Annotated in this window: 22 protein-coding genes; 10 read left to right on the plus strand and 12 right to left on the minus strand. The window is 43.7% G+C overall.

The annotated features are described in order from the left end of the window. Positions 1-2 precede the first annotated feature (2 nt). The 6 genes from G5S32_RS01560 to msrA form a co-directional block, all read right to left on the minus strand. Positions 3-1262: an ABC transporter permease gene (locus tag G5S32_RS01560; protein ID WP_165310165.1), complete on the minus strand. Its 1260-nt coding sequence runs from the start codon at positions 1260-1262 to the stop codon at positions 3-5. Further along, positions 1259-1975, minus strand: coding sequence for an ABC transporter ATP-binding protein (locus G5S32_RS01565; RefSeq protein WP_165310166.1), 717 nt, complete (start codon positions 1973-1975; stop codon positions 1259-1261). The genes G5S32_RS01560 and G5S32_RS01565 overlap by 4 nt, the downstream gene beginning before the upstream one ends. Before the next feature lie 66 nt (positions 1976-2041). Beyond that, positions 2042-2683, minus strand: coding sequence for a zinc uptake protein ZrgA (zrgA, locus tag G5S32_RS01570; RefSeq protein WP_165310167.1), 642 nt, complete (start codon positions 2681-2683; stop codon positions 2042-2044). 59 nt (positions 2684-2742) lie between these two features. Beyond that, positions 2743-3039 (minus strand): DUF2607 family protein, encoded by a 297-nt coding sequence (locus G5S32_RS01575; protein WP_165310168.1) that lies wholly within the window; start codon positions 3037-3039, stop codon positions 2743-2745. 111 nt (positions 3040-3150) lie between these two features. Next, positions 3151-3702, minus strand: a complete 552-nt coding sequence (locus G5S32_RS01580) for a YtfJ family protein (protein WP_165310169.1) — start codon at positions 3700-3702, stop codon at positions 3151-3153. Positions 3703-3824: 122 nt separating this feature from the next. Further along, the gene (msrA, locus tag G5S32_RS01585; RefSeq protein WP_165310170.1) at positions 3825-4463 is read right to left on the minus strand and encodes a peptide-methionine (S)-S-oxide reductase MsrA; all 639 of its coding nucleotides are present in this window, start codon (positions 4461-4463) and stop codon (positions 3825-3827) included. A gap of 177 nt (positions 4464-4640) precedes the next feature. On the opposite strand from msrA, the gene tamA reads away from it, so the two are divergent. From tamA to G5S32_RS01605, 4 genes are all read left to right on the plus strand, one after another. Next, positions 4641-6356, plus strand: coding sequence for an autotransporter assembly complex protein TamA (gene tamA / locus G5S32_RS01590; protein WP_165310171.1), 1716 nt, complete (start codon positions 4641-4643; stop codon positions 6354-6356). Beyond that, entirely contained in the window at positions 6353-10117 is a 3765-nt protein-coding gene (gene tamB, locus G5S32_RS01595; RefSeq protein WP_165310172.1) for an autotransporter assembly complex protein TamB, read from the plus strand. Before tamA ends, tamB begins: the two co-directional genes overlap by 4 nt. A 27-nt stretch (positions 10118-10144) precedes the next feature. Beyond that, positions 10145-10492: a gamma-glutamylcyclotransferase family protein gene (locus G5S32_RS01600; protein WP_165310173.1), complete on the plus strand. Its 348-nt coding sequence runs from the start codon at positions 10145-10147 to the stop codon at positions 10490-10492. Between the two features lie 93 nt (positions 10493-10585). Next, complete coding sequence (locus G5S32_RS01605; RefSeq protein WP_165310174.1) at positions 10586-10915, plus strand: DUF2799 domain-containing protein; 330 nt, start codon at positions 10586-10588, stop codon at positions 10913-10915. Between the two features lie 66 nt (positions 10916-10981). On the opposite strand, the gene ppa is transcribed toward G5S32_RS01605, so the two are convergent. Both ppa and fbp read right to left on the minus strand, forming a co-directional pair. After that, on the minus strand, positions 10982-11512 hold the full coding sequence (ppa, locus tag G5S32_RS01610) for an inorganic diphosphatase (protein WP_165310175.1): 531 nt from the start codon (positions 11510-11512) through the stop codon (positions 10982-10984). A gap of 256 nt (positions 11513-11768) precedes the next feature. Then, positions 11769-12779 carry a class 1 fructose-bisphosphatase gene (fbp, locus tag G5S32_RS01615; protein WP_165310176.1) on the minus strand — a complete coding sequence of 337 codons (1011 nt, stop codon included), beginning with the start codon at positions 12777-12779 and terminating at the stop codon, positions 11769-11771. 262 nt (positions 12780-13041) lie between these two features. Between fbp and mpl the strand changes: the two genes are divergently transcribed. The 5 genes from mpl (at position 13042) to thiQ (ending at position 18614) form a co-directional block, all read left to right on the plus strand. Further along, positions 13042-14400, plus strand: a complete 1359-nt coding sequence (gene mpl / locus G5S32_RS01620) for a UDP-N-acetylmuramate:L-alanyl-gamma-D-glutamyl-meso-diaminopimelate ligase (RefSeq protein ID WP_165310177.1) — start codon at positions 13042-13044, stop codon at positions 14398-14400. 14 nt (positions 14401-14414) lie between these two features. After that, a complete protein-coding gene (locus G5S32_RS01625) occupies positions 14415-15035 on the plus strand; it encodes a flavin prenyltransferase UbiX (protein WP_165310178.1) in 621 nt (206 codons plus the stop codon). A gap of 246 nt (positions 15036-15281) precedes the next feature. Continuing rightward, on the plus strand, positions 15282-16289 hold the full coding sequence (thiB, locus tag G5S32_RS01630) for a thiamine ABC transporter substrate binding subunit (RefSeq protein WP_165310179.1): 1008 nt from the start codon (positions 15282-15284) through the stop codon (positions 16287-16289). Positions 16290-16317: 28 nt separating this feature from the next. After that, positions 16318-17916: a thiamine/thiamine pyrophosphate ABC transporter permease ThiP gene (gene thiP / locus G5S32_RS01635; RefSeq protein WP_165312693.1), complete on the plus strand. Its 1599-nt coding sequence runs from the start codon at positions 16318-16320 to the stop codon at positions 17914-17916. After that, a complete protein-coding gene (gene thiQ / locus G5S32_RS01640; protein ID WP_165310180.1) occupies positions 17910-18614 on the plus strand; it encodes a thiamine ABC transporter ATP-binding protein in 705 nt (234 codons plus the stop codon). The genes thiP and thiQ overlap by 7 nt, the downstream gene beginning before the upstream one ends. 55 nt (positions 18615-18669) lie before the next feature. Here thiQ and yjgA read toward each other — a convergent pair whose 3' ends face one another. Next, positions 18670-19200 carry a ribosome biogenesis factor YjgA gene (gene yjgA / locus G5S32_RS01645; RefSeq protein WP_165310181.1) on the minus strand — a complete coding sequence of 177 codons (531 nt, stop codon included), beginning with the start codon at positions 19198-19200 and terminating at the stop codon, positions 18670-18672. Between the two features lie 317 nt (positions 19201-19517). Here yjgA and pmbA point away from each other — a divergent pair, with 317 nt between their 5' ends. Further along, complete coding sequence (pmbA, locus tag G5S32_RS01650; protein ID WP_165310182.1) at positions 19518-20861, plus strand: metalloprotease PmbA; 1344 nt, start codon at positions 19518-19520, stop codon at positions 20859-20861. A 256-nt stretch (positions 20862-21117) separates the two neighbouring features. Here pmbA and mgtE read toward each other — a convergent pair whose 3' ends face one another. The 3 genes from mgtE to rapZ form a co-directional block, all read right to left on the minus strand. Continuing rightward, positions 21118-22473 (minus strand): magnesium transporter, encoded by a 1356-nt coding sequence (mgtE, locus tag G5S32_RS01655; protein ID WP_165310183.1) that lies wholly within the window; start codon positions 22471-22473, stop codon positions 21118-21120. A 227-nt stretch (positions 22474-22700) separates the two neighbouring features. Next, positions 22701-22979, minus strand: coding sequence for an HPr family phosphocarrier protein (locus G5S32_RS01660; protein ID WP_165310184.1), 279 nt, complete (start codon positions 22977-22979; stop codon positions 22701-22703). A 10-nt stretch (positions 22980-22989) separates the two neighbouring features. Continuing rightward, positions 22990-23850 (minus strand): RNase adapter RapZ, encoded by an 861-nt coding sequence (gene rapZ, locus G5S32_RS01665; RefSeq protein WP_165310185.1) that lies wholly within the window; start codon positions 23848-23850, stop codon positions 22990-22992. Between the last annotated feature and the right edge of the window lie 4 nt (positions 23851-23854).

The raw sequence follows: 23854 nt of genomic DNA on the forward strand, positions 1-23854 counted from the left end.
CACTAGAGCCTGATCGTCATACCATCACTGAGTGACTGTCTGTAAGCTCTGATTGCTGGAATAAACCCAATTAAGATGCCAGCACTCTGCACATAAGCAAGAAGCTGCCATTCGTAGCGGGTAATTCCATTGAGTTCGATCTGAATACCGTATTGGCTTTCAATCAATGGCGCGGCGATACCCAGCAAGCCATATAAACCGACAAGACCAACAGTAATTCCGAGCAAAGTTAAGACACTTGCTTCACTGACTAGCAGGGAGAATACATGTTTTGGCCTTGCGCCCATAGCTCTTAGTATCGACATTTCACGTCTGCGCTCTTGCAAGCTGGTTAACAGGCTGCTGAGCATCCCAAGTAAGCCTGCGACGACAACGAAAATCGATACCGCCATCAACGCCTGCTCAGCCACTGACATCATGCCCCATAACTCGTGTAATGCGACACCCGGCATAATCGCGCTAAGTGGTTCTTTTCTATATTCATTAATTTGTCTTTGCAGTGCAAAAGTTTGAATTTTGGATTTTAATCCGATCATCATTGCTGTGATCTGTTTAGGGTCAAAATCACGATTTTTTAATTCTGCTTGAGTTGGTGAATGACCTAAATGTGCACCAGATTCCCAACCAACATGGATCGCTTCAATGGCTTGCAGAGAAACGTGCACAGTTTTGTCTACAGGAGTGCCGGTTGGCGCAAGAATGCCTACCACTTTAAAAGGCAAGTTGTCGTGACGGCTGAAACCGACATCACTGATGCCGTGAGCGATAATAATTTCACTGCCGATGTGATAACCCAGTTTCTTGGCAACATCAGAGCCCAAAACCGTCTCAAATAAGCCTTTAAATTCTTTACCTTGAGTAAAAGTGAGTGGTTGCTTACTTCCATAACGGAAGTGTTCAAAATAACTCTGGTTAGTTCCCATAACTCGGAAACCTTTGTGCGAGTCTCCCAATGAAATAGGAATCGCCCACTTAACGGATTTATGATGACTAAATTCTTGGTAGCTTTTCCAGTCAATATTGTTGGTGGCGTTGCCAATGCGAAATACTGAGTAGAGCAGTAAGTTCACCTGACCAGAACGACCACCGACGATAAGATCGGTTCCTGATACGGTATTGGCGAAACTGCTTTTTGCCTGCGTACGAATACGTTCAACACCCATCAGGAGAATAACGGAAATAGCCACCGTCATAATGGTTAGCAGAGCTGTGGTTTTACGATTAAGTAAACTTTTCCACGCTAAACTGGCGATCACTTTCATTGTTGGCCTCCTGCTCGGTTGAGTGTTGGCAGGTGTATGACTCGCTCAAAGAGACTTTCTAGCGTTGGATCGTGGCTAACAAACACCAACGTGGATCCAACTCGGTCAGCTTCATCCATTAATAGTTCAATGAAAGCGCTACGATTATCGTAATCGAGAGCGGAAGTTGGCTCGTCTGCGATAACAATCTTGGGTTCACCGATTAATGCTCGCGCTGCGGCAACGCGTTGCTGCTGACCGATGCTGAGGTCTATCACTGGCTTTGCGCGCACAGATTTCGGCAAATGCAGTTTATCTAAAAGTTCATGGGCTCTTGCGGTGAGAGAGCCTACGACATTGTTTTTGCGCTGATTGGAAAACTGGCAAGGAAGAACAATGTTTTCTATCACTGAGAGATATGGTAATAAATTGAATTGCTGGAAAATATAGCCAATATTGTCAGCGCGAAAACCATCTCTTTGACTGGAAGAAAGGCGAGTTAGGTTACTACCCAGTAGCTGTACTTCACCTTGAGTCGCTGCATTTATCCCTGTCAGCAAGCTGAGCAGGGTAGATTTCCCGCAGCCACTTGGACCTTTAATAAACACATGTTCATTGGTCATTACGCTTAACTGCTTGATATCAAGCGTTGCACTATCGCTGTTGGGCCATTGAAAGATAACGTTATTAAGTTCGATCACCGGACGGTTTGAATCGAATTGATTACTGGACATCACTGCTCCCTATGAAAAATGGGTAAGTGGTTGCTTACCCATTTTTTCAAGCTTACAAACGAATTTTTACAAAGAAATGATGGCATTGCTTGGTTTTAATTCCAGCGCGGTTTGCACTTTGTCTGTCAGCAAATTCACGTCGATTTCTTGAGTTGCAGGGAACAAGCTAAACCATTGAATTTCAATTTTGTTCAGTTTAGCGATGTCATCACAATGGAAGCTGTACTGCACAGTGAATGAACCATGTGAACTGCCTTCTTCATGCTCGTGACCTTCGTGCGAATCATGGTCATGTTTTGCGTGGTCATCATGGTCTTTATGGTCATGGTCAGCATGATCGTCGTGTCCTTCGTGGTCATGATCCTCATGCTCTTCGTGTTCTCCACCCAAATTGTGCTTAACGTTGGTACTTTCAATATGGCATTTCGCAGCTGGTGACAAAGCAAAGACAGCGTCAGCTTTACCCAAAGTTTCTAACGCTTTAGCAAGAACAGCGTTTTGCTCGTCATTTTCAGGAGCATGCTCAAACCCTACGACATCTGCACCCGGTGCTGTGATTTCCATCAACAGATCGTGCCCATCCTGAGCAATATTCAATTCAACATGACCATGTACATGGGCTTCATGTTGACGAAACTCTTCTTGAGCAAAAGCGCTAGTGGTCAATGCTGTTGTGATGCTAAGCGCTAATAGTGGTTTGTTAAACATTAGAAACTCCAAAATAAAAAATAGTAAATTCAGTGGTAAATAGGTTTAAACGTGAATGATTACTCTGGAGTTGGTGGTGAACGTGCAAGATAAGCCAGATACAACGTTGAAATACGAAATATCTGAGTGGCAGGTTCAAGGTAGTTGTGAGATATCCAAATGGGTAACTCAGGAAGATGCTGCGCTAAAGCATGGCTTGCACAGGAAAAGAGTTGGCAATGATGTTCACTGTGATGGGGTGGAGATGTATCTAATTGATGCTCAATAAATGCAATATTTAGCCATATCATCAATAAGATAGCCGGAATAGCGACTACCTTAGCGTTAATACGTAATGAGTGAAGGCTAGAGAACATTGATATCACAGGGTTCAAATAAAGAATTGTTATAGTATAACAATTAAAAAATCAGGCAAGTGATGATTGAGGTAAGAATGAAAATCTTCTCACCTCAATGTGACAACGAAATTAAAGCGACACTTTTACTAGCTCAAGTACGTGTTTAATTTCTTGCGTGTCGAGCGCCCCTTCTTTAACAAACAGAACTTTTCCTAGTTTGTCTTGGACGATGATTGCGGAAGACTCAGGTTTTAAGTCCCAACTTTTCGCGACATTACCAGATTCATCCAACACTATCGACGACCAAGGAAATTCCAGTTTACTGTCTTGTGCTGAAGACTTAACAAAAGATCCCGTTCCCCAAATAGCATCATCTTGGTTAATGATGGTCGTGGTCTGGTACTCTTGTTCAGGGAAGTGAGCGGCGGTAATCGCTGCCATTAGGTCTGCATTCATTGCTTTTGCAGCGCTGCGACCTGCGATAGCTTGAATGATGCGAACCTTACCTTTCATTTGTTCGCTATTCCAAGTTTGGAATGCAGTGTCTTTACCTTCAACCAGTATTTCACCGTATTTATCGACTTTCACGTTTGGCACAGAACTATCTAGCTGAATGTTGTGTGCTAATGCGATCGCTGGAGAGCAAGCGAAGATAAGCGGCAGTAGTGCTTTCATTTTCATGTGTTTGATTCCTTTATTATAAGCTCTGAAGGTATAGCACAGAAATTTTGGTACATTTTAACGATACGTAAAAATTGCAGGACTGAGCCTGCAATTTTAGTTTTATCGCTTTCAGTTAGTGATTACTGACTTAGGCTTGGAGGGAAACACACACCGGTGCCGCCTAAACCACAGTAGCCTTCAGGGTTTTTCGCCAAATACTGTTGGTGGTAGGTTTCAGCATAGTAATATGGACCTGCAGGAAGAATTTCTGTGGTGATTTGCGCTTTCTCTTGCTCTGAAAGTAATGCTTGGTACTCTTCTTTGCTCTGCTTTGCAACTGACTGTTGCTCATTGTTGTAAACATAAAGAGCTGAACGATATTGAGTACCTAAGTCGCCACCTTGTCGCATACCTTGAGTAGGATCGTGACGCTCCCAGAAGTGGTTAAGTAGTTGCTTTAGTGATATTACGCTAGGTTGGTAAATCACTCGGACAACTTCAGTGTGGCCAGTATGACCTGTACACACTTCTTCATAGGTTGGGTTTGGGGTATAGCCACCTGAGTAACCTACCGAAGTCGAAACTACACCTTCTAGGCCCCAAAACAGTCGCTCTGCACCCCAAAAACAACCCATGCCGATTAGGATCTGCTCTTCACCTACTTTGGGTTCTGAGCTTAAACTTGTTTGATTGACAAAGTGAGTGTCTTCGACAGCCATTGGCGTTTCGCGTCCTGGCAGTGCGGTTTCTGCCGTAACCATAGTTTGTTTGTCTAACATGGGACTTCCTTTGTTTTAAAAGCTGGGGTTGAAAATGCAGGCTTGCGATGATTATTTTTAATTAAATAGCGATAGGCCTGATAATTGACTGATTTCATACAGACTATTGTGAACATTGGCGGTATGATTTCACTATTGCTCAACAATAAGCCTAGTATAACGACGCCATAATTAAGCATGAGACGAAAATCATTACCAGTGCTATTCGCCGCTTTACTCTTTTCTGCTTCTTCTTTCGCCAAAGTTAGCTTGGAGATTGATGGCTTAGACAAAGAATTAAAAGCCAACGTCGATGCTTACCTCTCTTCAATTCCAGAGTCGGACTACTCTACTCAATTACGTTTTCAGTCGCGTCTGCAAAAAAGCATTACCGAAGCTCTTAATGCACTTGGTTATTACCATCCAGAAGTTGAATTTGAAGTAAAGAAATCTGGAGAAGTCCTGGCTATTAGTGTTGCTGCTGGTGAAGTGACTCGACTCAAGCTGGTTGATATTGTGATCACGGGTGAAGCTGAGAACGACCCTGATTTCATTCGCGTTATCAATCAAAGTGGCCTTAAGCAAGGTGAGCCGCTGAATCATGGTCAATACGACAGCTTGAAATCATCATTACGCAACTTAGCGCTGCAAAAAGGCTATTTTAACGGCACCTATATTACGAGTCGTTTGGAAGTGGCACCGGAACTCAACCAAGCGTTTGTACGTATGCATTATGACAGTGGCATCCGCTACAAATTTGGTGCGACTAGCATAACGGGAAGCCAGATTGACGAGAATCGAGTTGCGTCATTACAACCCTACAAAGAAGGGGATCCATATTTAGTTTCAAAAGTTGGTGAGCATAACCAGAATTTATCGAACACTGATTGGTTCTCTTCTGTATTTGTTGAGCCTGATCTGAGCCGTTTAGACGGAGGTCGCGAGTTGCCGATGAAAGTTTCGGTTTCACCACAATCACGAAATCAGTTTGAAACGGGGATTGGCTATTCAACCGACGTTGGTGTAAGAGGGACGTTTAAATGGAAAAAACCGTGGATTAACTCGCGCGGACACAGTTTTGACAGCAGTTTCTCTATTTCAGAACCAGAACAGTATATTACAGCAGGCTATAAGATTCCTCTTGACGATGTTTTGCATGAGTACTATCGAATTCAGTATGGTTTGAAAAAGGAAGATAACCAAGATACTAAAAGTTTGGAATCAAACTTAGCCTTGGAAAGGCACTGGGTAGCCGACAGTGGTTGGCACCGAACTATGTATATTCGTTATCTTATTGAGAACTATGAGCAAGGTTTGCTTGATGATATCGGCCAGTTTCTTTTACCTGGTTTTACCTTTAGCCGTACCAGAACTCGAGCAAATGGCTCGTTAATCACTTGGGGCGACAAGCAAACAATCACAATAGAATATGGTTCTGATGCTGTGGTTTCTGAAACAAACTTAGTCCGGGTGTTAGCTGGAACCTCTTGGATCCGCAGTGTTGGAAGTAACCATCGGGCTGTGGCTCGTCTTGGCGGAGGTGCTAACTTTGCAGAAGATTTTGATAAGTTATCGCCATCTCTGCGCTTTTTTGCTGGTGGTGATAACAACTTAAGGGGTTATGAGTATGAATCCATTTCACCTCTTGATGAAAGTGGCGCTTTAGCGGGTGCGAAATATATGCTTACAGGCTCCGTAGAATATCAATATCGCCTAACTGGAAACTGGTGGGGAGCTGTGTTTATTGATGGGGGTGACGCTTTCGATTACACCCCGCTATGGAAAACAGGAACAGGATTTGGCGTTCGTTGGGTTTCTCCTGTCGGACCTATCCGCTTAGACTTTGCATGGGGATTGGATTCAGATCCTGGCGAGCGATTTAGAGTGCACTTTGCGCTAGGGCCCGAGTTATGATTAAGCTGGCTCTGAAATGGAGCAAATGGATTTCTCTTGGATTTATAGCGTTGTTAATCGTGCTAGTGTTGTCTATCGCTGGACTTCTGTTTACCAACACTGGCCTTAACTTCGCCTTATGGGGCGTGAATAAGTTTGTCCCTCAGTTGGAAGTGAAATCGACCTATGGTTCTCTGTTTCCAAGATTCACGCTAAATGATGTTCGCTTTGTTGACTCATCGCTAAATGTGGATATGCAGTTACGAAGTGCGACACTTGCTATCAATGCCAACTGCTTTTTAGAGCCGTCTATCTGTATCAATGACATTAGTTTGTCTGGTTTAAAGTTATCTCTACCTTCATTGCCGGAAAGCGACGAAATCGCAGAGGAAACAGAGTCTCAGCCTCTGACGAACATCACTACTCCAGTTCCTATTCGCCTCAATCGGTTAACGCTGAATGATATTGAACTCAATATCTTAGGTAATAGTATTGCTTGGCAGCATTTTTCTACCCAAGCATCATTCCAAGGTAATAATCTCACCATAGGTACAACCGTGTGGAATCACATTGATGTGACTTTAGCGAACAGCACTGTTGAACCTACACCTGAGCAGCCAAAGCCTGAGTCAGAAAGTGTTCCAAAGACGATAGTGTTGCCTAATATCTTGATTCCATTGCGATTCGATTTGTCTCGTTTGGATATCAATAACTTTACGCTTCATCAAGAAACGCCTGTGGTTGTAAACCACTTGGGACTCAAAGCACAGGTTTATCAATATGATGTGTCTGTTGATACGCTGGAATTAGATACACCCGAGGTGGATGCGTGGCTAAAGACTAAAGTAAAACTCAAAGACAGTTATCCACTTTCATTAGAGCTGACGTCTAAAGTCAAATTAGAACAAGCGAAAGGGCAAGCTCTGAGTTTAAAAGCTTCAGGTAGCGTGGCGGACTTAAGTTTACAAGCTGAACTGACTGAGTTGGTACAAGCAAGCATTAACGCCAAACTTAAACCGCTTGAATCTCAATTACCACTTGATATCGATATAAAGAATCTACACGGGCAATGGCCACTTGTGGGCAAAGGAGATTACTTCGTTACAGCATCTCATGTTTATACCAAAGGATCATTAAAACATTATCAGCTTGGGTTAAACGGACAGTTGAAGGGGAAAGATCTGCCAACGGTTGCAATTGATACTGAAGGTGAGGGCGATTTAAGTGAAATCTCGTTACGTCGCATTCAGATTGATACGCTCGGAGGACGTATTCTCGGTGAGATAAACGCAAACTGGGATGAGTCAATAAATTGGCAAGCGAAACTGGATCTAAACCATATTCAGCCAGGTCTGCAATGGCCAGAGGCTGAAGGGATTATCAGTGGTAAAGTAGAAACATCCGGAAAATTAACAACTCAAGGCGGCTGGTTAGTTAAAGTTCCTCAATTGGCTATAGATGGTGTCGTCCGTGATTATCCATTGCATATACATGGGCAGATAGACGCTTCCGATGTTTCCGGTAAAGGGCAATATGAGGTTACGACTCGGGGAATCAATCTTGCCCACGGCCCCAATGAAGTGACAGCTAAAGGCAAGCTAGATAAAGAGTGGCGTATGTCATTGTCGTTAAACCTTCCAGACCTATCAAAAACGGTCCCTGATCTTAAAGGGAAAGTGAAGGGCGATGTTATATTACGTGGGGCATTAGCTGAACCACGAATTAGACTCTCGTTGGATGCAGACTCTATAGCTTGGCAGCAAGATGCCAAGGTAAAACACATTACATTGACTGGTAATGTCTCGCCACTACCTAAACCGCAAGCCGACCTGCGCTTGAAAGTAACGGACGCTTCTTATCAGGAACAACGGATTAACTCCGTTGTGATGCATTTTAGTGGCGAGCAGCAAAAACATGAACTTAGTTTGGAAGTTAAGTCTGACATCGTATCAACCAGTTTGAATATTCAAGGTGCTTTAAAAGATAACCCATCACTGATATGGGATGGTCAACTCAACCGCATGAAGGTAGAAACAGAGCAGGGTGCTTGGTCTTTAGATAAGCCGACACAGATAGATGTGGATGTTGATAAACAAAGTGTCACTTTGGCTGCCCACTGTTGGATTCAAGCCGGTTCATCGGTTTGTCTGGATAAATCTGCGACAGTGGGTGAAAACGGAGAGGTACAATTATCTATTAACCAATTTAATTTCGAACAAATCAAAGCATTCATACCGTCAGAAAGCCATGTAAATGGTGAAGCAAATGCTAAGGTATGGGCGAAATGGCAAACGGATAAACCACCTCAAATAAAGTTGGAATTGAGCCTGCCTAAAGGCTCCGTGACACAAGATTTAGAGCAACCTTTGAAGGTGGGCTGGGAACAAGTTTCTTTGCAAGCAACTTTGCTCCGTAATCGCCTGCAAGCCTATTGGAATGTTGATATGACAGACAACGGAGATTTGTCTGGAAATATTAGTATTGCGGACGTGACCAAAGACAATAAACGTATGGAAGGCGAATTGAAGCTTTCCACGTTCAACTTAGATTTTCTCTCGCCTCTGGTTGGTGAATACAGTTCTTTGAAATCGAACATTGAGTCAGAACTTAAATTTAAAGGTGACATGCTTCATCCTCAGGTTGAAGGTTTGCTTAGCGTGAAAGATATTCAGGTGAAAGGCGATATTTCACCGGTTGAAGTGGAATCAGGCCAAGTTACTCTGAATTTCACTGGTTATCAGGCCAACTTGAATGCGAGTGTACTTACTCAGGATGGTGAACTAAAAATTACAGGGGATGCGGATTGGCAAAATCTGGACGACTGGAAAGTAAATAGCCACGTATTTGCCCAATCTTTGTTGGTGGATTTGCCTCCAATAGTAAAAGTTAAAGTTGTACCGGATTTGACGCTAAATATGCAGCCAAAATTGGCTAAAGTGACGGGAAATATCACTCTTCCGTGGGGTAGAATTGTGGTTGAAGAGCTACCTCAAAGTGCCGTTAGCGTGTCGAAAGATCAGGTTCTGTTGAATGAAGACTTAACGCCAATCAGTGAACAAAATACCTTACCGTTTGATATTGAAACGGATGTAACAATCACTATTGGTGACGACTTTAAACTGCAGGCGTTTGGTTTAGAAGGTGGCTTAGTTGGTCGTGTCAATGTAGTGCAAAAGGATAAAGGTCCACTGGTAAATGGTGAGATTAATATTCAGGGCGGTAAATATCGTGCCTTTGGTCAAGACTTGATCATTCAAGAAGGCAAGATCTTGATGAATGGTCCAGTAGATCAGCCGTATCTTTCTATTAAAGCGATCCGTAACCCTGAGAATACGGAAGATGATGTGATTGCTGGTGTACAAGTAACAGGCCCTGCGACGGAACCTCTTGTATCAATATTCTCAGAACCGAGCATGCCACAAGCTAATGCTTTGTCATACTTACTGAGAGGTCAAGATATCGATAGTGAAAGTGGTGGTGATGCCATGACTACGGCATTGATAGGATTAAGCTTAGCCAAAAGTGGTAAAGTTGTGAGTGAAATTGGCAGCGCTTTTGGTGTTCAAGATTTGAAACTCGATACTGCAGGATCAGGGGATGAATCCCAAGTAACGGTAAGTGGTTATATTAGGCCTGGTTTGCAAGTGAAATATGGCGTAGGTATTTTTAATTCAGTAGGTGAATTTACCATTCGCTATCGTTTAATGACGGATTTATATGTGGAAGCGGTATCTGGCTTAGATAGCGCAGTTGATCTGTTATATCAATTTGAGTTGAATTAAGGTTTGTTAAAACCAAAGGAGAAGGAAGTGCAACATTTAGTTTTTGTTTATGGCACTTTACGTCAAGGAGAAAGCAATCATAGCTTTTTGGTTAACAGTCAATTGTTGGGACAATTTGTTACCAAGCCAGAGTACGCACTTTACGATCTCGGTCCATATCCGGGTCTAGTGGGTGGGCACCATACTATTTCTGGGGAAGTTTATCTGATTGATGAAGAGACATTGGCAAAGTTAGATATTTTGGAAGATGTTCCTGTGGAATATCGCCGAGATACTATTGAAACCCCTTTTGGTACTGCGTGGATATATATTTACCAAGATGCGACTTCACAAGAAGCACTCATCGACTCCGGAGATTGGTGTCAACGAGTGTAAAGTAAAGCTTTACTCTTTTTTACAGTAACTGTACGGAAAAATACATTAGCAAGGGCTAATATATAGATGGTTACTTGATAAAGGAGATATCTTATGAAAGGGCTATGGTTAGTATTGATTGCTGTTGCTGTTATTGCTGGTTGTAGCACGCCACCTAACTCTGCGGGGAGTTGGCTTGTGAATGGTTATGAAGATGGTGTGACTGGCCGCACACAAATCACAAAGGTGAGTAGCAAGTATCAAGCAAGCTACCTTGAAGGTTATGAACTTGGTCGCCAAGAATACTGTGAACAAGATGCGTTTGAGCTTGGTAAATTACGCCGTCCTTATCGAGGCGTTTGTGACGAGTTAGATCCTGAGTTCCGAGCAGCTTACGTTGAAGGTACTTGGTGGGATCACGGAACAGATATTTTTTCTGATTAATGTACGTGCTCAGGCAAATAAAAAGCCAGCGACAAGCTGGCTTTTTCTATTACTCTCTTCGGACGCTTATTTTTGTTGAGCGCGTTCGTAAGAAGCTTTGATCTCTTCACGAGCAGCCGCTGCGTCTTCCCAACCTTCAACCTTAACCCATTTACCTGCTTCAAGGTCTTTGTAACGCTCGAAGAAGTGAGTGATTTGTGCTTTTAGAAGCTCAGGTAGGTCGTTTACATCTTGAATGTGGTTGTATTCTTTAGATAACTTTTCATGCGGTACCGCAATGACTTTCGCGTCTTCACCAGACTCATCGCTCATTTTTAGTACGCCAACTGGTCGGCAGCGAATGACTGAACCAGGCATTAGAGGGAATGGTGTTGGTACCAATACGTCTACTGGGTCACCATCTAGAGATAGTGTGTGGTTCACGTAACCGTAGTTACATGGGTAGAACATTGGTGCAGACATGAAACGGTCTACGAATACAGCGCCAGAATCTTTGTCTACTTCGTATTTGATTGGATCTGCGTTAGCTGGGATTTCGATGATAACGTAGATATCGTCAGGAAGAGATTTGCCTGCTGGCACATTGTTTAAGCTCATTAAAGGTTTCCTTTTCGTTAGCCGGACTTCAAGAATCAAGACTTATTGTTATACATGTTATGCGTGGGCTATAAACGGCCACTGCATTGCAAAGGCTAGAGTTTACCCGCAAATGCGGCGATCCCCAAGCAAACCTAAGTCTAATTGATGCAATTGTAGGTTAAAAATTGTGTAATTGACTGATGAAAGAGAGATAAAAAAAGCGCCAATGTGCGGCGCTTTTCTGTAATTGATTGCTTTTTGTAAGCGATAGGTATCAGTCTGGGTAATTCTCTAGAAACTCTTCGACTTTGTTAACCATATTAGGACTACCAACAAAGAAAGGTACACGTTGGTGTAGTTCAGTTGGTTTGAGATCCAGAATACGATTTTTACCATCAGAGGCGATACCGCCAGCTTGTTCCATCAAGAATGCAATAGGATTGCATTCGTAAAGAAGTCGGAGTTTACCTTTAGGGTGGCTTTCAGTACTAGGGTACATGTAGATACCGCCTTTCAACAGGTTGCGGTGGAAGTCTGCTACCAAAGAACCGATATAACGAGATGTGTATGGGCGATTGTCTTCAGGTACATTTTCTTGACAGAACTTAATGTATTTTTTCACGCCTGTAGGGAAACGAATGTAATTACCTTCGTTGATTGAATAAATCTTGCCGTTTTCAGGAATACGCATGTTCTCGTGCGACAAACAGAAAGAACCAATCGAAGGATCGTAGGTAAAGCCATTCACACCATTGCCTGTTGTGTATACCAACATGGTTGAAGAACCGTAGATAACATAACCGGCTGCTACTTGCTTGTGACCTGGTTGTAGGAAATCTTCAGCGGTAGGCGGCCCACCAACTGGAGATATGCGACGATAGATAGAAAAGATAGTACCTACTGACACGTTTACATCGATGTTCGAAGATCCATCCAGTGGATCCATCAGTACTACGTATTTTGCATTTTTGTTGAGTTCTTTATTGAACGCAACAGCTTCATCTTCTTCTTCACTTGCTACGCCACAAACTTGGTCACGTGCTTCTAACGCTGCTTTGAATTTATCGTTAGCATAAACATCCAGCTTTTGCTGTTCTTCACCTTGCACGTTGTCTTGACCAGAAGCACCGGTAATATCAGCAAGACCAGCCTTGTTAATCTCGCGGTTTACAATCTTTGCCGCTAGACGAATTGAAGCCAGTAAGGAGGATAGTTCACCACTTGCATGGGGAAAGTCGTGTTGTTTCTCAACAATGAACTCACCAAGGGTGCGCATCTCAGACATGTAATTTCCTTAACACTCTATTTTCGGGGGGATTTTTGTGGGGCTGTGAGGTGTTCTCTCACGGAACTTCATTTTGACACATGCGCCCGCCAAGAGTTTAGGTCTTTAATCTTTTTACGGGTACTGAAGTAACTGATTGAGTTCTCATTTTTTATGTCGAGTTATTACAAAATTACATTGCCCTGATCTGTGATGCTCGCTTTTACAACGTGAATCAGGATAATGGAAGACAATACAATAAAGCGTGAAGAGATTAAGCTCTATGCATATTCATATCTTAGGAATTTGTGGCACATTCATGGGTGGCGTAGCGATGTTAGCCCGTCAATTAGGCCACAAAGTTACTGGTAGCGATGCCAATGTTTACCCGCCAATGAGTACTATGCTCGAATCACAAGGCATAGAAATTATTGAAGGTTTTGATACAACACAATTTGAGCCAAAGCCTGATCTGGTGGTGGTTGGCAATGCAATGAGCCGTGGAAATCCGTGTGTTGAATATGTGCTTAACAACAACCTACGCTATGTTTCTGGACCTCAGTGGCTACAAGAGTTTCTTCTTCATGACCGTTGGGTATTAGCTGTATCGGGAACACACGGTAAAACCACCACATCCAGTATGCTGACATGGGTACTTGAACACTGTGGGTATCAACCTGGCTTCCTTGTTGGTGGTGTGTTGGGGAACTTCGGCATCTCAGCTCGTTTGGGAGAAAGCATGTTTTTCGTTGTGGAAGCTGATGAATATGACAGTGCTTTTTTCGACAAGCGTTCTAAGTTTGTTCATTACCACCCGAGAACGTTAGTTATGAATAATCTTGAGTTCGATCATGCTGACATCTTCGACAATCTTGAAGCGATAAAGCGTCAATTTCATCATTTAGTAAGAACTGTACCAGGTAATGGTCGTATCTTTGCACCACTGCAAGATGAAGCATTGAAAGATGTTTTACAGCGTGGTTGTTGGAGTGAAACTGAGTTCACTGGCGAAAATGCAGACTGGCAAGCAGAAAAAATCACCAAAGATGGTTCTCAATTTCATGTTCTGTACAAAGATACACGCGTCGGCACGGTGAAATGGGATTTAGTGGGCGACCATAACGTCAGTAACGCACTGATGACGGTTGCAGCGGCACGACATGTGGGGGTGACTCCAGATCTGGCATGTGACGCATTAGGGCATTTTGTGAATACCAAACGTCGTTTAGAGTTGAAAGGTGAAGAGTCTGGTGTGGCTGTGTATGATGATTTTGCTCATCATCCGACAGCAATAGAACTCACTTTGGACGGATTACGTAACAAAATGGGTGATAAGAAAATCATCGCGGTATTGGAACCTCGATCAGCCACTATGAAGCTTGGTGTGCACAAAGAAACTCTCGCGCAGTCACTGCATACAGCGGATTCGGTTTATTTATTCCAGCCAGCAACGATTCCTTGGTCAGTACAAGATGTGGCAGACCAGTGTGCTCAATCTGCTCAGGTTAGCGATAATATTGATGAGTTCGTTGCGATGATTTGTACTGAGGCACAAGCGGGCGACCAAATTCTGGTGATGAGTAACGGTGGCTTTAATGGTATTCACGATAAGCTACTTGCCGCACTAAAAGCAAAACAGTAAAGAGTTTGAACCATATGAAGCCGACTAAAGCCATTACCTTAGCTTGGACTGGAGCTTCAGGTGCGCCTTATGGTATGCGTCTGTTGCAGTGCTTGCTTGCAGCAGATTACACCGTGTATCTGCTGATCTCCTCTGCTGCGCGTGTTGTGTTGGCAACTGAGCATAATCTCAAATTGCCTAGTGGGCCTGATGCTGCGAGAGCTGCGTTGGTTGAACATCTGCAGTGTGATGCGGATAAATTGGTTGTTTGTGGCAAAGAGGATTGGTTCTCTCCGGTTGCATCTGGTTCAGCGGCGCCCAAACAGATGATTGTTTGTCCTTGTTCAACGGGTAGTGTTGCAGCTATTGCTCACGGCATGTCTGATAATCTTATTGAGCGAGCGGCTGATGTGGTAATGAAAGAGCGCGGACAACTGTTGTTAGTGGTTCGGGAAACCCCATTTTCTACTTTGCATCTAGAGAACATGCACAAGCTGTCACAAATGGGAGTGACCATTATGCCTGCCGCTCCGGGTTTTTATCATCAGCCGAAATCCATTGATGATCTGATTGATTTCATGGTCGCTCGTATTTTGGATCATTTAGGCATTGAGCAAACTCTTATACCACGTTGGGGGTATGAACAACGTAGTTAACGTACAAGTAGCATCTCTTTTCATTTACATTTACAATCCACCTTACTCACGGGGGGCTAACCATTCATCAAATGAGTGGCGCTGAGATCAAGCTGAGCTTGGGACCCGCAGTCCATTATTATTTTAATAGTGGTATTTACCTGAACCAGATAATGCTGGCGTAGGAATTGAGTTGGGAATGTTATAATCGAATCACGGATTATTCTTGTCCTCCCTCAAGCCTGTCAGCTCTGAGGAGAGCGAGCCTTGAACATCAAACTTTCTGCCATTGCTTTGGCAACTTTATCCTTTACTACAATATCAACGAGTGCAGCCTTCGCTGCTGATAACACTCTCACTGTCTATACCTATGACTCATTCGCTGCAGAATGGGGGCCGGGTCCTGCTATTGAAAAAGCATTTGAAGCACAATGTGGATGCGATTTGAATTTTGTCGCTCTGGATGATGGCGTTTCTATTTTGAACCGTCTGCGTTTAGAGGGCGATAAAACCAAAGCAGACATCGTATTAGGTTTAGATAACAACCTTATGGTCGAAGCGAAACAAGCGGGTTTGTTAGCTCCACATGCAGTGGACACCAAATCACTTCAAGTACCAAATGGTTGGAACGACGACACTTTTGTTCCTTTTGACTATGGTTACTTCGCTTTTGTTTACAACAAAGATAAGCTGGCTAATCCACCAAAAAGCCTAAAAGAGTTAGTTGAAAGCCGAGATGACCTAACAGTTATTTATCAAGACCCGCGTACTTCAACGCCAGGCCAAGGTTTGCTACTTTGGATGAAATCTGTCTATGGCGATAAAGCTACTGATGCATGGAAACAGTTAGCGAAGAAAACGGTAACGGTAACCAAGGGTTGGTCTGAGTCATATTCGATGTTCCTGAAAGGTGAGTCAGATTTGGTGTTGTCGTACACCACGTCTCCGGCTTACCACCTGATTGCGGAAAATGACGCACGTTTTGCTACCGCAGATTTTGCAGAAGGTCACTACATGCAGGTTGAGGTTGCGGCTAAGGTTAAGAGCAGTCAACATCAAAAACTAGCAGATGAGTTTATGAGTTTTATCCTTAGTAATGATTTCCAATCGGTGATTCCAACAGGGAACTGGATGTATCCAGTAACCAAGACTGAGTTACCAGAAGGTTTTGAGTCTTTATCTGTACCTCAGAAATCTTTAAGTTTTAGCGCAGCCGAAGTAGCGAAAGAGCGTAAAGTTTGGATTCGTGAATGGCAAAATGCTCTAACTTTCTAACGTATACGTTTTTAAGGTTTAAGTGAGTTTGAACACTGTTCCTAAAATTGGTATTGGGGTCGCGATAGCCGTCGCGACCTTTGTCATTTCTGCACTTTGCGCTTTGCTTCTCCATGCACCTAGCCTGAACTTTGTGCAGGTTTGGCAGGATCCGTTCTATCGCCATGTGACTCAATTTAGTTTCTATCAAGCAAGTCTATCTATGTTGCTGAGTGTCGGCTTTGCAGTTCCGGTTTCCCATGCGTTATACCGAAGACATTTTTGGGGAAGAGGCCTGCTTATCAAACTCTTTGCTACTACGCTTGTACTGCCAGTGTTAGTCGGAGTGTTTGGACTACTAGAGATATACGGCAACAGTGGCATACTGGCTAAGACGTTAGGCTGGTTTGAGTTGAAATTACCTTTTTCCATTTATGGATTAAATGGCATTTTGCTGGCGCATTTCTTCTTCAATTTACCTTATGCGAGTCGCTTATTGTTGCAAGCATTAGAATCCATTCCTGAAGAGCAACATAAGCTCTGTGCGCATTTAGGTATGAGCCACTGGAATAAGTTTCGTTGGGTGGAATGGCCTCGTATTCGTCAACAGTTACCACATGTTTGTGGCTTAGTGTTTATGCTGTGTTTTACCAGCTTCGCTACAGTGATGGCGCTAGGCGGTGGGCCCAAATCAACCACCATTGAGTTAGCTATCTATCAAGCGATCAAGTTTGATTTTGACCTGCAAGCGGGTGCGCTGTTAGCTCTCTGGCAGATCATTCTGTGCAGTGTTTTGTATTTATCAATTCAGAAACTGGCTAAGCCAGTTGCGGTTACAGCAGGTAATGTAGCTACCTATCACGTTGTTAGTCGAGATTCATTCAAAGCGCGTTGTTGGGACTGGACATGGATACTGTTTGTTATTGCGCTTGTCGTCCCACCTTTGTTGATGGTGGTGTTAAGCGGCATTAATTCGCAAGCTTATGCAGTATTAACTGATAGCAAATTCTGGCATGCGTTTTTAGCATCCATACAGGTGGCTTTACTGGCTTCATTGTTTGCTTTGGTTGCTGGGATCGCCATTCTCATCACAACAAGATTTTGGCGTATCCGTTATCAAACAACAAAAGCCAGCATGCTTGAACTGACGGGAACTATCATTCTTGTTACACCAGGATTGGTGGTGAGTACGGGACTATTCTTGTTATTGCGTAGCTTTACCGATGCGTTCAGTTTTGCGTTTTGGGTCGTGGTGGCGGTGAATGCTTTGATGGCTTTGCCCTATGTGTTAAAAAGTCTGGCTCAACCGATGCTGCATATTGAGCAGCAATATCAGTTTCTCTGTGCATCGTTAGGGATTCGCGGTTGGCATCGAATAAAGTGGATTGAAGGAAAAGCGCTGAGTAGACCTATAGCACATGCTTTTGCTATCAGCTTTCTGCTTTCAATGGGCGATCTCAGCGCGATAGCGCTTTTTGGTAGCCAAGATTTCCGAACTCTACCCCTTTACCTGTTCCAACTGCTTGGTAGCTATCAAATGGAATCCGCAGCGGTGGTGTCACTGACTTTACTGGTAATGAGTGTTAGCTGCTTTGCCGTGATTGAAAAACTGTTTATTGCTCATTCTTCTCGAGGTCGTGAATGTTAGTTTTAGAAAACGTACGTTATGAATATCAAAATGAGTGGTTTGAGTTTTGTTTGAATGTACCTCAAGGCGCTATTGTGTCCTTGATGGGACCAAGTGGGGCTGGCAAGTCGACACTGCTCAGCTTAGTCGCAGGATTCATCGAACCTAACAGCGGAGAGATGCGTGTATCGGGAGAGTCGCTTCTGGATAAGGAACCTTATCAGCGCCCATTTTCGATGCTGTTCCAAGAACACAACTTATTTGCTCATTTAACTGTGCGTGAAAATATCGCGTTGGGGTTGAACCCAAGCTTGAAATTAACCGCTCAACAGAAAGAGCTTGTTGATATTGCTGCAAAACAAGTGGGAGTGGATGAGTATTTAAATCGTCTTCCACAAAGTCTATCTGGTGGGCAACGCCAAAGGGTGGCTCTTGCTCGCTGCTTTGTCCAACCTCATCCTATTTGGCTACTTGATGAACCTTTTTCTGCACTAGATCCTTTGCTGCGTGAAGAAATGCTCTGTTTGGTAAAACGCTTGACCACAGAGCGCAATATTACTGTGATTATGGTGACTCACCACTTAAGTGATGCTAAAGCCATTGCCTCACATTTTGCATTTTTGGCTGAGGGGAAAGTACAAGTTTTTGACGAAGTTTCAGCACTGTCTTCGTCACATTCACATCCTTTGCTCAGTGACTTCGTTAGAGCCGGTGAATAATAAAAAGCCTCACACAATTGGCATTGGTGAGGCTTTTTCAATACAACAAATAGCGTTACAAAATCGATGTGTCGTTGTGCTCTTTAAGTACTTGGAAGATTTCACGAGAAGCTTTTGGCGGCTTATTGCCTTCTTTCTCTTTCTTCGCTTGGCGAGCTAGTTGACGTAGACGTTGGCGATCCATATCCGGATAGAGATCCATTGCGTCGTTAATTGCGTCATCCCCTTGCTCAACAATACGGTCACGCATCTGTTCGAGCTTGTGTAATACCGCAGTATTTTGTGAGTGCTTGTTACGTAACTTGTCCAGCGCCGCTTGGATTGGCTCAGGATCGATGGTTCGCATCATTTTACCGATGTATTGCAGTTGACGACGTCTAGCTTCCATGTCGAAACGTTGCGCATCTTTGATCGCTAATAGCAGATCTTCAGGCATCGGGATTTTTGATAACTGTGATGATTTCAAACCAACCAGTTCTTCACCGAGCTTTTGCAGCGCAGTCATGTCATTTTTCATTTCGGTTTTACTAACCCAAATGATCTCCTCTTCTTCTTCCCAAGGAGCTTTTTGGTTTTTACGTGCCATTTTCTTCAACTATTGAGGTGTATATGTCAGCTATTTTAGCAAGAATCGTGGGGAGAAAGCGAAATTCTTGTTACTCTATAGCCAATAAACCTGAACTCGGGATAATCTAAGCCTCTCATCACCGCACTTTTAGCGCCTGATGTCGTTAAAATTGGCGCAGTAGATTGGCTATTGCCTTATGTTTTTGCTTCGTTTTGCATCTAAAATTGCAGTACTGAGTGATGTGGGATTTATAAATCAGAAATCAAAAGCTATCGTCTTTCTTATCCCAAGTTCAGGTTAAGTCATTATTCGAAAGCTCAATAGTTGGATGAGATATGGATTTAAAACAGCAAGTCGCTATGCAGCGCACCGAACTTGAAGCCGCAGTTGCTAAAGCGCTAGACATGGCATCAGCCAGTGCAGATGCTGCTGAAGTTGCGATTACAAAGAGCACAGGATTAAGTGTCTCTACTCGTATGTGTGAAGTGGAGAACGTTGAATTCAACAGTGATGGCGCCTTAGGCATTACAGTCTATCGAGGGCAGCGCAAAGGTAGTGCTTCTACTTCTGATCTAAGTGAGAAAGCGATTCAGCAAACGGTATTGGCTGCACTAGATATCGCGAAATACACATCAGAAGATCCATTCGCTGGACCAGCACCGAAGGAGTTGATGGTCAAAGAGATCCCTGATTTGGATCTGTTTCACCCAAATGCGATTGACCCTGACAGTGCAGCTAAAATTGCCATTGCTGCTGAGCAAGCTGCACTGAATGTTAGTGACAGAATTAAGCAAAGTGATGGCGCAAGTTATGACAGCCATTATGGCGTTAAAGTGTATGGTAACAGCCACGGTTTATTGGGTAGCTACGCGTCTAGCCGTCATAGCATCAGTTGTTGTGTGATTGGTGAAGGCAAAAATGGTGAGATGGAACGTGATTACAGCTATACCGTTGCTCGACATTGTGATGATTTATGGGTGCCTGAACGAGTTGGTAAAGAAGCCGCGGAGAAAACAGTAAGCCGATTGGATGCACAAAAGCTTAAGACGGGCAAATTCCCTGTAATGTTTGCCGCAGATGTTGCTACAGGCTTGTTAGGGCACCTAGTGATGGCTATCAGTGGCGGTAACTTATACCGTAAGTCATCGTTCCTGCTTGATCATCTAGGTAAACAGATTCTTCCGAGCTGGTTTAACGTCTCTGAGCGCCCTCATATTTTACGTGGTCTTGCTTCAAGCCCATTTGATAGTGAAGGTGTTAGAACCGTGGATACGGAAATCATCACTGATGGTGTATTGTCTACTTACCTTCTGACGAGCTACGCAGCAAGAAAGATGGGGATGACACCAACAGGTCATGCTGGTGGTATTCACAACTGTTTTGTGAAATCGACAGGACAGAACTTTGAGCAAATGCTTAAAGAGCTAGGTACTGGTCTATTAGTGACAGAAGTGATGGGGCAAGGCGTGAACATTGTCACTGGTGACTATTCACGTGGTGCCGCAGGTTTCTGGGTTGAAAATGGTGTGATTCAGTATCCTGTGTCGGAAATTACCATCGCAGGCAATCTGAAAGATATGTTCAACCAAATTGTGGCCGTGGGTAGTGATGTAGAAACTCGCTCGCAAATCCAAACAGGTTCTATTTTACTTGAGTCGATGAAAGTGGCAGGCGAATAGCCAACGGATTTCTTAACAAACGAAAAGCGCTGATGAAATGTCAGCGCTTTTTTTATGTTTGTCTTTCAGATAAACAGATCTTTTATACCATATCCTAGATAAAAATATGATCAGACAGAGCATCGGTAGAACAGCGAATAGGCGTCAAACGCAAACGCGCATTCATTCGTCCCTGAAGCTCCGCCGAGCCATCCATGGCTCGGAGGGTTTGCTTATCGACGCCTATTCACTGACCAGGAAATTATCCAGAATGGTATTAGATGAAAAGGGTAGCTAAACCTAAAAATACGGATAGTCCGACGACGTCAGTAATGGTTGTGAGTGCCATACCTCCGGCCAAAGCAGGGTCGATATTCATCTTCTTCAGAATGACTGGAATCATTACGCCAGCGACACCTGCAACAAAGAGATTGGTCATCATCGCGGCAGAGATAATGCCGCCTAGCATCCATTCTCCTTTCCAAGCAACGACAATAGCGCCAATGATCAGTGCCCATAGAATGCCGTTTAAAAAGCCGATGGAGGCTTCTTTGAGTAGCAACTCGCGCTTGTTACTGTCCCCGATGTGACCCAAAGCTAGACCGCGAATGACCAGTGCTACCGTCTGGTTGCCTGCCACACCGCCCATTGAGGGGACGATGGTCATCAGAACGGCAATCGCTGCCATTTGATCGAGTGTCGCTTCAAACATGTTCGATACCGACGCTGCTGCTAGAGCGGCTAATACGTTTGCACCAAGCCAGATACTGCGTTTTCGCGCAGACTTAACTACAGGAGCAAAGGTATCTTCGTCGTCGTCCATACCTGCCATACTCATCATTGAGTGCTCAGCGTCTTCACGAATAACGTCAACCACGTCATCGATGGTAATACGACCAACAAGGTGCTGGTTTTCGTCCACAACAGGGGCCGATATCCAGTTACGACGTTCGAACAGGCTCGCGACATCTAAGTCTTTGGTGTCAACTTTAATTGCTTCGTCGGCATCTTCCATAATATCGCTGACAGACACATCCACTTGTGCTGTGATAAGTGCGGTTAGCGATAAGTGACCAATCAAACGACTTTCTTCATCGATCACGTAAAGTGCATCGGTGGCTTCGGGTAGTTCACCTTTCATTCTCAGATAACGCAAAACTACGTCAACATCGACATCACTACGAATCGTAATAACGTCGGTGTTCATCAATCCACCAGCAGTATCTTCCGGATAAGACAGTGCTGTTTGAACACGATGTCTATCCGCTGCATCCATTTGAGCAAGAACTTCACGAGAGAGATCGTCGGGTAAGCTACGAAGTACGTAGGCCACATCATCGGTGTCCATACCTTCTGTTGCTTCTGCCAACTTCTCTGGTGCCATTTTAGATACTAAGGCATCTTTGACGTCTTCGTTTAGTTCATCAAGAATTTCACCGTAATCTTCAGGATCGGTCAGTTGCCACAATACATTACGTGCTTTGCGAGGCGAGGCTTCAAGTAGGTGTGCAATGTCTTCCGGTTCCATGTCTTGTAGTTGTCTACGGACATGGACGAAGCGACCATTATCTAATGCTTCTGTGATTTCTTGGAGGGTGTTATGTGCTTGGTCAAACTCGATTTGCTCGGCCATGGCTTCCTCCTCGTGATTGAATACTTACAATGCGCAGAATATTAACTTAATTCTATGCCTTATTTAATAGTAACTTGCTGGCAAAGATTAATTATTTGTGTGCTTATGACTCTATGCTGACTTTGGAACTGTTATTTCTATGCTTTGTGTTAATAGGGTTAGTTAGGTTAGTTGTTTTATTGATAGAACTTATCTCAACATGCTCAGATAAACTCAATTTTGGAGAGTTACTCGTCTTCGTCGAATTTAACTTCAATCAGATGACAAACCGCATCTAAAGCTTGTTCTGCTTGAGAGCCTTCTGCTGAAATTGTTACATTCTGACCTTGAGCGGATTCAAGCATCAGAAGCCCCATAACGCTATCTGCAGTGGCTTCTTTACCTTCTTGATTTTGAATTGTCAGTACCGCTTCAAAGGACTGGGCTAATTCCACTAGCTTGACTGCCGCGCGAGCGTGTAAACCAAGGCGATTTTGGATAAGAACGGTGCGGCTAGATTGTGGCATAGGGAATCCTCTAAGAGTGATTTTTTTCTAATGACGTATGACGGATTTGTACCTGATGCCCCAACAAGGAAAAGTATTCTCCAAGCTGTTGCGTCAAATAGACTGAGCGGTGTTTACCACCTGTACAGCCAATAGCAATGGTTAGGTAGCTGCGATTATTTTTCTCTAGCAGTGGCAACCATTGTTCAAAAAAGTGTTGAATCTGCTGTTTCAGTTCGAGCACTTCACTATGGCTTTCTAAAAATGACTTAATCGGAGCATCTAGACCTGTCAGTGGGCGAAGTTCCGGTTGCCAATGTGGGTTCGGTAAGAAGCGAACGTCAAACACGTAGTCGGCATCACTGGGTAAGCCATATTTAAAGCCAAAGGACTCAAAAACCATCACAAGTTTTTTGCGTTCTCTTCCCTCAATGCGCATTCTCACCGTTTCACTTAAATCGTGTAGTGATTTACCTGTGCTATCTAGCAGCAAATCAGCTTGCTCTTTAAGTGGTTCCAATAAGCGTTTTTCAAGCTCAATGGCTTGTTCCAGAGTTGGCTTCTTATCACTTAGTGACAGCGGATGAATGCGACGAGTTTCGCTATAGCGTTTAAGTAAAGTCTCTTTGCTTGCATCAAGAAACAATACGCTGACATCGTTATTCTGTTTTAGCTGCTGCAGGATATCTTCAACTAAGGTTGGTTCTTTGGGCAGATTACGAATATCAATGCTAACGGCTACGTTCTGTTTGCTGTCTTGTACAGACTGTATAAACGAGTCCAAGAGCACTACAGGCAAGTTATCAACACAGTAATAACCTAAGTCTTCCAGAACTCTTAACGCAACACTTTTACCTGCACCTGATTGACCGCTAACGACGATTAAACGCATAAGG

The organism is Vibrio ziniensis (genome assembly GCF_011064285.1).
In the GTDB taxonomy this organism is placed as follows: Bacteria; Pseudomonadota; Gammaproteobacteria; order Enterobacterales; family Vibrionaceae; genus Vibrio; species Vibrio ziniensis.